This is a genomic window from Staphylococcus sp. HMSC62B09, from assembly GCF_001839115.1.
GTDB lineage: Bacteria > Bacillota > Bacilli > Staphylococcales > Staphylococcaceae > Staphylococcus > Staphylococcus haemolyticus.
The window spans coordinates 22,001-31,838 of record NZ_KV840106.1 but is presented as its reverse complement, the minus strand read 5'-3'; the positions used below and the strand labels follow the sequence as shown (position 1 = coordinate 31,838).

The 9,838-nt window shown below is 31.5% G+C and carries 8 protein-coding genes; 6 read left to right on the top strand and 2 right to left on the bottom strand.

What is annotated here, in order from left to right:
* Positions 1–51 precede the first annotated feature (51 nt).
* Positions 52–846: a teichoic acids export ABC transporter ATP-binding subunit TagH gene (tagH, locus tag HMPREF3265_RS02270; protein ID WP_011276519.1), complete on the bottom strand. Its 795-nt coding sequence runs from the start codon at positions 844–846 to the stop codon at positions 52–54.
* Positions 847–1,172: 326 nt separating this feature from the next.
* Here tagH and HMPREF3265_RS02265 point away from each other — a divergent pair, with 326 nt between their 5' ends.
* From HMPREF3265_RS02265 to tagD, 4 genes are all read left to right on the top strand, one after another.
* A complete protein-coding gene (locus HMPREF3265_RS02265) occupies positions 1,173–1,985 on the top strand; it encodes an ABC transporter permease (RefSeq protein WP_037548273.1) in 813 nt (270 codons plus the stop codon).
* A 109-nt stretch (positions 1,986–2,094) separates the two neighbouring features.
* Positions 2,095–3,183: a teichoic acid glycerol-phosphate primase TarB gene (gene tarB / locus HMPREF3265_RS02260; RefSeq protein WP_070441972.1), complete on the top strand. Its 1,089-nt coding sequence runs from the start codon at positions 2,095–2,097 to the stop codon at positions 3,181–3,183.
* Positions 3,180–4,244: a glycosyltransferase family 2 protein gene (locus HMPREF3265_RS02255; RefSeq protein WP_070860957.1), complete on the top strand. Its 1,065-nt coding sequence runs from the start codon at positions 3,180–3,182 to the stop codon at positions 4,242–4,244. Before tarB ends, HMPREF3265_RS02255 begins: the two co-directional genes overlap by 4 nt.
* 98 nt (positions 4,245–4,342) lie before the next feature.
* Entirely contained in the window at positions 4,343–4,741 is a 399-nt protein-coding gene (gene tagD / locus HMPREF3265_RS02250; RefSeq protein WP_011276515.1) for a glycerol-3-phosphate cytidylyltransferase, read from the top strand.
* 254 nt (positions 4,742–4,995) lie between these two features.
* On the opposite strand, the gene pbp4 is transcribed toward tagD, so the two are convergent.
* Entirely contained in the window at positions 4,996–6,288 is a 1,293-nt protein-coding gene (gene pbp4 / locus HMPREF3265_RS02245) for a penicillin-binding protein PBP4 (protein ID WP_070860956.1), read from the bottom strand.
* A 140-nt stretch (positions 6,289–6,428) separates the two neighbouring features.
* Here pbp4 and HMPREF3265_RS02240 point away from each other — a divergent pair, with 140 nt between their 5' ends.
* Together HMPREF3265_RS02240 and HMPREF3265_RS02235 are read left to right on the top strand one after the other, a co-directional pair.
* Positions 6,429–8,156, top strand: coding sequence for an ABC transporter ATP-binding protein (locus HMPREF3265_RS02240; protein ID WP_070860955.1), 1,728 nt, complete (start codon positions 6,429–6,431; stop codon positions 8,154–8,156).
* A 169-nt stretch (positions 8,157–8,325) separates the two neighbouring features.
* The gene (locus tag HMPREF3265_RS02235) at positions 8,326–9,825 is read left to right on the top strand and encodes a glycosyltransferase (RefSeq protein ID WP_070860954.1); all 1,500 of its coding nucleotides are present in this window, start codon (positions 8,326–8,328) and stop codon (positions 9,823–9,825) included.
* Positions 9,826–9,838: the final 13 nt, after the last annotated feature.

Below are 9,838 nucleotides of genomic sequence, written 5' to 3'. Positions count from 1 at the left end.
ACTCATCAGTCCGATTTGACGTAGAGCCAAAATTTTTTGTTTTAATTATCGCTATTTAACAATAAAGCGTTTTTCATCTAAACCTTTGCGAAATGCTTTTTGATCAGCTTTTGATTTTTTCTTAAAGTCCTTTAAGAATTGCTCATATTTAGGAAGAACCTCTTCTAAATCTCCGTATTCTTTGAGCTTTCCGCCTTCAATCCAGGCAATTTTAGTACAAAATTCACGGACTTGGCGAATATTATGACTAACGAAGAAAATCGTTTTATTCGCTTCTTTGAACTCATAAATTTTGTCTAAGCATTTTTGAGTGAAAGTTTGGTCACCAACAGATAATGCTTCGTCAATGACTAAGATATCAGGATTAATTGTAACATTAATCGAGAATCCTAATTTAGCACGCATACCACTTGAATAATTTTTAACAGGTTGATGGATAAATTCGCCGAGTTCACTAAATTCTATAACTTGAGGCATAAGTTGCTTGATTTCTTTTCTTTTGAATCCCATGCATAACATTTTAAATTCGATATTTTCTACACCAGTTAAACGACCATTCAGACCTGCATTGATTGCGATGACACTGACTTCACCATTACGTTCAATATTTCCAGAAGTTGGGGAAATAGAACCACCAATCATATTACTTAATGTAGATTTACCTGAGCCGTTAATGCCGACTAAACCTATGACATCACCTTCGTGAGCTGTTATAGAGACATCATCTAAAGCGAAAAATGTATTGTTTTTATTTTTAGGGATTAAGGCATCTTTAATGCGTTCTTTATTATTACGATAAATGCGATATTCTTTTGTCACATTATTTATATTTACAGATACGCTCATGATATTTCCTTCCTTATAAATACTTATATAGATTATAATACATCATACAATAGTTGTTAAATTTATTAACCTAGTGTAAAGTGTATAAGAGATTTTGAATAACTTTTTGTAAACAATAAGTAGATTTTACTTTTTTTGGAAAATTAAGTCCATAGTTATGGTTCTTATTTTCTAATAATCTTCTCTACAATATAAAATAATACTGTATGTACGTAATAATTATATTAAACTTTTGAGAAAACGTTATATATAATATAGTTATCCTAATTTTAAATAAAAAATGTAAATACATTGTGGATATTTAATTGAAAGCGTGGTTAATTTCAATGTCGGCAGTAGGATCTGTTTTTAAAGAACATATCAAGAATTTTTACTTAGTGCAAAGACTTGCACAATTTCAAATTAAAATAACAAATACGAATAACTATCTTGGTGTAGCATGGGAATTACTGAATCCAGCATTACAAATCATGGTTTACTGGTTTGTATTTGGTATGGGGATTAGAAGTAACCAACCTATTCATGGGATACCTTTTATTTATTGGCTACTTGTAGGGATTAGTATGTGGTTCTTCGTAAACCAAGGTATTCTTGAAGGTACTAAATCAGTATCTATGAAGTTTAATCAAGTGGCGAAGATGAATTTCCCACTTTCTATCATACCAACTTACACTGTAACCAGTCGTTTTTATGGTCATATAGGTTTATTGTTAATTATTATAGGAATTTGTATCGTTAATGGTATTTTCCCTTCAATTCATATTGTACAATTATTAATTTATGTACCAATGACATTTTTCTTTACAGCATCTGTTGCATTATTTACGTCGACACTCGGCATTATTGTACGGGATACACAAATGATCATGCAGGCTTTGCTAAGAATTTTATTCTATATGTCTCCAATTCTATGGGTACCTAAAGATTCAGGTATTGGTGGAACAATTGGTGAAATTATTAAATTTAATCCAGTTTATTTCTTAGCTGAATCATATCGTGCAGCGATTTTATTCCACGAATGGTACTTTATAGAACATTGGAAATTATTAATTTATAACGTGATAGTTATTTTAATTTTCTTTGTTCTAGGTTCAATTTTACATCGAAGATATCGCGATCATTTCGCAGATTTCTTATAATTTAAAGTCCTTGATAAATGTTGATGCGTTTATCAAGGATTTTGTGTATACAGCATAATGACAATTTTTGATTTATAATTTTTATAATGAAAATATAAGGAGTAAATGTATGCGACTAATTATTAAAAAAGTATATATGTTGATGATTACATTATTGAATTTTATTTACAAAAGGAGACAAGTTGATAAAAAGCAAATTACGGTACTCATGACATTTCCTGAAGATGTCATGCCGATTATTAACGAATTAGACAATAAAGGTTACAAAATAACTGTAATTGCAAAATTTGAAGAGCAATATAGGCTGAAACATCTTAACAACATTACTTTCATACCAGCAGGAAACAAATATATCGTCAAACATATAAAAGCATTAAGTAGTTCGAAAGTCATTTTAATCGATACGTATTATTTAATGCTAGGTGGTTATACTAAGAAGAAGACACAAACGATTATTCAAACGTGGCATGCATCTGGCGCACTGAAAAATTTTGGGCTGACTGATCATCAAGTTGATTTGACTAATGTAACCATGGTTAGACAATATCAACGCGTGTATCAAGCGACTGATTATTATCTTATTGGTGGTAAAGAGATGGGAACATGTTTTAAAGAGTCATTTGAAGCTACTGAAGAACAATTATTGCCAATCGGTTTACCACGTCTATCAAAATATTTAAAATTCAATCTTAAGGCCGAGCAAGAACGTTTGAAAAAGCATTATAATATTCATAAAAAATTGGTGGTCTATGTTCCTACTTATCGTGAAGGTTCTGAAAACAATAGACAAATAGATGTTGCTCGCTTTGAAGAAGTGCTACCCGAGTACACATTGATTAATCAATTACATCCATCTATTTCAAAAAGTCAATCTATAGCCACAACACAAGAATTGATGATTATGGCGGATGTGATTATTAGTGATTATAGTTCATTACCTATTGAGGCGAGTTTATTAGACAAACCAACATTATTTTATGTGTACGACGAGCATAAATATGATAAAATTCGTGGCTTAAACCAATTTTATAAAGCAATTCCACAACAATATAAAGTAACAACTGAAGAAGAATTAATTTTAAAAATTAGAAATGATATTGCCTTGTTCAAACCTTTATTTAAAAATTGGCATAAGTATAATCGTGAAGATAGTGTTCGACGCGTTACAGAATTTATTGAAAAGATGGTGAAAAGATGAAAATAGCTATCATAATACCTGTATATAATGCAGAAAAGACAATACGTAGAGCAATCAAATCTATCGATACAACACATGAGGTTGAAATCATTTGTGTGAATGATGGTTCTACAGACCATTCGAGACATGAGCTCACTCAATTACAAAAAGAAGTTAAAAATATTATGATTTACAATCAAGATAATCAAGGTGCAGCTGCAAGTAGAAATTTTGGATTAGCTGCAATGTCTGATGATGTTGAAGCATTTATGTTTTTAGATGCAGATGATCAATTTTTACCGGGAAGACTAGATAAGATGATAGATTACTATGAACGTAATCAAGAGGTTGATATCGTCATTGGTCAAATTGGTAGAGGTGTCCAAGGAGATTGGAAAATTGTATCGACTCATGAAGAAATGAATCGTGAATCACTAGTATCTTTAGCTCAAGCGCCTGAAATTTTGCAATCTATTGGGCCTGGTGGAAAATTATTTAATTCTAAATTTAGTGCATTACGTTTTGATGAAGACGTTGTATTTTGTGAAGAGCATACCTTTGTCACACGAGCTTATTTAACAGCACGTGATATCCAATTACTACCACTCATTATATATGGCTATAATGAGCAAGAAGGTTCAATCACAGATAAACGAGCTGATACATTTATATCTTATATTGAAGATGCTCGACGAGTACGTCAGCGCGTCATGGAGATGCTACTTTTAACAAATGAGAAAGCATACTATAGTTATCGAATGGATGATTTAATTGTTAGTTATCTTATTCAAGCTTACTTATTAAAATACAGTAAAGTTACACCTAGATTTATTGATAAGGTCACGCATTACATTAAAGATATGCAACATACGAACTACTCTGGCGATGCGTTGTTTAGAATCATTCAAGCAGTTGAGCAAGGTGCAACAAATTGGACACGTGACACTTACGAGAAGTGGCGTCAAACGCTTATCGATGTTGGTATTGGAAGACCAGGATATTTTCGTTTTCAAGCACAAGTTATGCCTAAAAAATTTGTCTTTAGCAGTAAACAGTTAGTTAAGCGTACTTTAAAGAGATAGTGTAGTATAACTTATAAAATTAATGGTATGTAAATTTTATTTATGCTAAATTAAGATTATGAAAAAATGTTAAAAACTATGTTAAGGAGATAGCGTTTATGAGAAGAGTTATTACTTATGGTACTTATGACTTATTACACTATGGTCATATTGAATTACTAAGAAGAGCGCGTGAAATGGGCGATTATTTAATAGTTGCTTTATCTTCAGATGAATTCAATCAAATTAAGAATAAAAAGTCATATTATGATTATGAACAACGTAAAATGATGTTAGAATCAATTCGTTATGTTGATTTAGTTATTCCTGAGAATGATTGGGGTCAAAAAGAAATCGACGTGGATCGCTTTGAAGTAGATGTCTTTGTAATGGGACATGATTGGGAAGGTGAATTCGACTTCTTAAAAGATAAATGTGAAGTTGTATACTTAAAACGTACTGAAGGTATTTCAACAACCAAGATTAAACAAGAATTATATGGCAAAGACGCTAAATAATTAAAAATATAAGGTCTTAATCCTATTAAAAGAGCCAGCAAATGAACTTTTTGAATTCATTTGCTGGCTTCTTTGTTTAACTTAAGTTGCTTCGCGTTCCTGAGGTGACGTCTCTATAGCAGTTCTTTAAAGTAATTCTTAATTGTTTTACATTTTAGAATTTCTTACCTAAGTGATATAGCACTTAGGTTCTTTATATTAATACTGAAAGTAAAAGATATTGTTACTATATAGTCAAAGAGTTATCAATCACTTTATTTACGTTTAAATAATAAATGAATAATTGAACGTACAATAAGTATAATTGCAATTGCTAATAATGCTAATGCGACAAAGGTAACCACTGGATGCTCTTTCCACGTCGTTTGAGCAATGGTATTTGCTTTGTGCAATAGAGGTTTCGTTACTTCAACTTTTGGAGGTCCATCATCTTTTGTAAGAAATTGACGATTGTAGTCAAGATGAATTGAACCATCTTTAACGATAAATTTATAATCTTTTTTATTCATACCTTCAGGTACTACATCATATAAGGTGTCTTTGACATAGTATTTTTTGCCATTGATTTTATGTGTGCCTTTTGAAAGTACCTTTTTATAACTGTATTGATCGAAAGAACGGTTCATCATGGCATTTCCCATCATATTACGTTGCTTTTCTCCACCTAAATTCACGTAATCTCCTGCTCCCATAATAACTTGGTTAATGCGGAAGTTGTTACGTTTAGTTGTAATCGTATGATTATAATCTGCAACATCACTTGAGCCAGTCTTTAAACCATCTGTACCCGGCAAACTCATTTTGGCTCCTTCTAATGAATGATTGAATGTATAATATGTGACACCGTGTTGTGTAGGAGCAAGTTGTTTAGTGAAATATAATATCTTAGGAGTCTCTTTGATGACATGGTGATCTAAAATTGCAAAATCTTTCGCAGTGGAAGTAGTATTGTCTTGGTTTTTATATTTTGATGGCGCAAATTCTTTTAATTGCTTGTTTTCAGCACCTGTTGGGTTTACGAAATGTGTGTTTGAAATGCCTAATGCTTTAGCTTTCTTATTCATTAAATCAGTAAAATTATTCACATTTCCCGAAACCTCATCAGCTAAAATTAAAGCTGCAGCGTTACTTGAGTTAGAAACTGTAATTTGGAGTAGCTCGCTAATTGTATATGTTTCACCAGCATATAATTTCGTATTACTTAATTCCGGTAAAGTTGACATGCGATAATGCTTGTCCGTAATATGTACTTTGTCATTTAAAGAAAGCTCACCTTTATTCACAGCTTCAAGTGTAAGATACATTGTCATTAGCTTCGTCATTGAAGCGGGGTACCATTTTTGGTTGGATTGATAGTCGTACAAAATTTGCCCGGTTTGACTTACATTTATGCTACCTTCAGGTTGATAGGCATCTGTTACATTCGGGTAACCATATTGTCTAGCAATTTCAGTAGGTGTTGGTTCATATTCGGAAGCGTAGGAGTTAGGTGCTATAATAACAATGGTTAAAAGTAGAGCAAAGGTAATTATTAAGCTTCGTTTCATTCTTATCTTTCCTTTTTTAAAATTTCAACTAAAATATTTTATCATATAAACTTGTTTATATGAATTTATTTGTTAAAGCTTTATACTTGGAAAATAATATAATTAAATTTTTAAAATGAATATAAAAAGAGGGCTAATTTATGAAAGGACAAAATCCGTTATTTTTCTTATTTAAACGATTGTCGTGGCCATATGGACTGATTATTGCGGCAATCATTATTTCTTCGCTAGGGAGTATTAGTGGTCTTTTAATTCCTCTATTTACCGGACGATTAGTTGATAAATTCTCAACAAGTAGTATCAATTGGAATATCGTTCTTTTATTTGCAGGAATATTTATAGCTAATGCACTACTAAGTGGTATTGGTATTTATCTACTAAGTAAAATTGGTGAAAAAATGATTTACGATATTCGATCAATACTTTGGGAACATATCATTAAATTAAAAATGCCTTTTTTCGATAAGAATGAAAGTGGGCAGTTAATGAGTCGTTTGACAGACGATACTAAGGTTATAAATGAATTTATTTCACAGAAATTGCCACAATTACTTCCCGCAGTAATTACACTCATTGGATCCATAGTTATGTTGTTTATTATGGACTGGCAAATGACATTATTAACATTTATTGCAATTCCGATATTTATGGCAATAATGATTCCATTAGGTCGCAAAATGCAAAAGATATCAATGAACACACAAACTGAAATTGCTAACTTTAGTGGTTTGCTAGGTCGTGTGTTAACTGAAATGCGTTTAGTAAAAGTATCGAATACAGAAAGACAAGAATTAAACAACGCGCACAGTAATTTACGTGAGATTTATAATTTAGGTCTGCGACAAGCAAAAATTACAGCTGTCATTCAACCTATTTCAAGTGTGATTATGTTATTAATGATCGCAGTTATATTAGGTTTCGGTGCGATAAGGATAGCTACAGGTGCGATAACAGCTGGCGCGTTAATTGCGATGATTTTTTATGTGATGCAGTTATCGATGCCATTAATGAATCTTTCAACCTTAGTTACAGATTATAAAAAAGCAGTTGGTGCAAGTAGTAGAATCTTTGAAATCATGCAAGAACCTATTGAACCAATGGAAGATTTACAACCTATAGAAGATATCTCAATTAACGATGGTGAATTGTCATTTGAAAATGTTGATTTTAAATATGATATTAAAACGATTCTTAGTAACGTATCTTTCCTTATACCTCAAGGAGAGGTGAGCGCATTTGTTGGTCCGTCGGGTTCAGGAAAAAGTACAATTTTTAATTTGATTGAACGTATGTATGACATTGAATCTGGAGATATTAAATATGGAACGCAAAGTATTTATGATGTTCCAATTACAAATTGGCGAAACAAGATTGGTTATGTAATGCAATCGAATTCTATGATGAGTGGTACGATACGTGACAATATTTTATATGGTATAAACCGTGAAGTGTTGGATGAAGAATTGGTTAAGTATGCTAAGTTAGCGAATTGTCACGACTTTATTATGCAGTTTGATGATGGCTATGACACGTTAGTAGGTGAACGTGGTCTGAAGTTATCTGGCGGTCAAAGACAACGTATCGATATTGCACGCAGTTTTGTGAAAAATCCTGATATTTTATTATTAGATGAAGCTACCGCAAATTTAGATAGTGAGAGCGAACAAAAAATCCAAGAGGCATTAGAAATTCTTATGGAAGGAAGAACTACTATTGTTATTGCACATCGTCTCTCAACTATAAAAAAAGCAGGCAAAATCATATTCCTAGATCAAGGTAAGGTAACAGGTGAAGGTACACATGTTGAATTAATGAGAAATCACGAAAAATACCATCAGTTTGTTACTACTCAAAATTTAACCGAGTAATGAATATTAGGTAGTTGGGACTTATGTTAGTTCCAACTACTTTTTTAATAAGAAAAAATGAAGGATATGTTTTGTCTTATGTAGTTAACTGTGAAATAATCATCAATAATTAAATGGCGTATGTGAGTATACAGTCTCACACTTTAAAACTTAAGATTGGAGCATAATTATGTTATATACAATAACTTCCACTTTACCTCCTACACATGGTGGAAGAACAAAATCTTTGTTACATAGAGTAAAGTTTTTAGAAACTCAATTGGGAGAAACTTCTACAATTCTAACGACGAACTATAACGCTAATTATAAAAATGTATATCGAATTTTTAGGAATAAAGAATTAATAACTGAGAATACAAAATTAGACAACATATACGATTGGCTTGCGAATTATAATTTATTAGAGGAACCAGTTGAACCCAGATTATTTAGAAAGTTACCAATTCAAACTAAAGTTAAAATACGTGGGTTAGAGGCCATTCAAGAAGGCGATAACGTTAAATACTATAAAGAAAATGTTTATGTGTTATTTCGCAAATATTATGCGAATAGACAGATTATGAAGTTTGAAGATACAATCAATCCTAATTCACAAAAGGTATCTAAACGTAAGGCATTCACGCTAAATGGCAGATTACATAAAATTGATTACTTTGATGATGTAACGGCAATCAAAACAATGGAAGAATATTATGATAAAAAGGGTAACGTGTACTTAAAGAAACATTTTACGAACGATGAAAAGAACAAATTGATTGATATTCAACATCTATCAATGCACGGTGAGACGCGCACCTTTAATAATGAAAAAGCGTTATTTACTTATTATTATAACCATGTTTTACCTAATGGAAGTGTTGTATTTAATGATGCACGCTTACTCGACAGACCATTGATTGATTGTGAAAATGACATTAAGCGCATATTAATGTTTCATAGCAATCATTTACAAGGGAATAAAGTTCGTCATTCATATAAATTAGCACTAGATAAACAAGAAATAATCGATAAATATATAGTTTTAACAGAATATCAAAAACATGATATTCAATCACAGTTTGGCATAGATGATAATAAAATAGATGTCATACCTCATTTTGTCAGCATAGCGCAATCAAATAGTCGAGATGATGTAGAAGATCAATTTTGCTTTATTGGTAGATTGGCTCAAGAAAAACAAATTGATCATATTATCAAAGCGTTTGATATTTATTTGAAAAAAGGTTATTCATCTACGTTGCTTGTATATGGAAAAGATAAAGAGGGTAATTTAAACAAATTGAAGCAATTGGTTAAAACACTTCAACTTGAAGATAAAGTAATATTCAAAGGACACACTAATCATCCTAAAGAAGTCTTTTCAAAAGTGATAGCTTCACTATTGACAAGTCGGTATGAAGGCTTTGGGTTATCGATTATGGAAAGTATAAACAGCGGTTGCCCTGTTATCTCATATAACGTACGTTATGGACCGAGTGAGTTAATTACTAATCATGAAAATGGTATACTTGTGAAAAAAGATGACATCGAAGGGTTTGCGGATGCAATGGAAATGGCTAGAAATATTCATTTCAAAGATGTAAAATTAAGTGAAAAATTTAGTGTAGAACAAGCATCAAATAATTATCAATCACTCATCGATGACGTAACACATGCGGAGAATAAATAGAAAATTGGAGAGA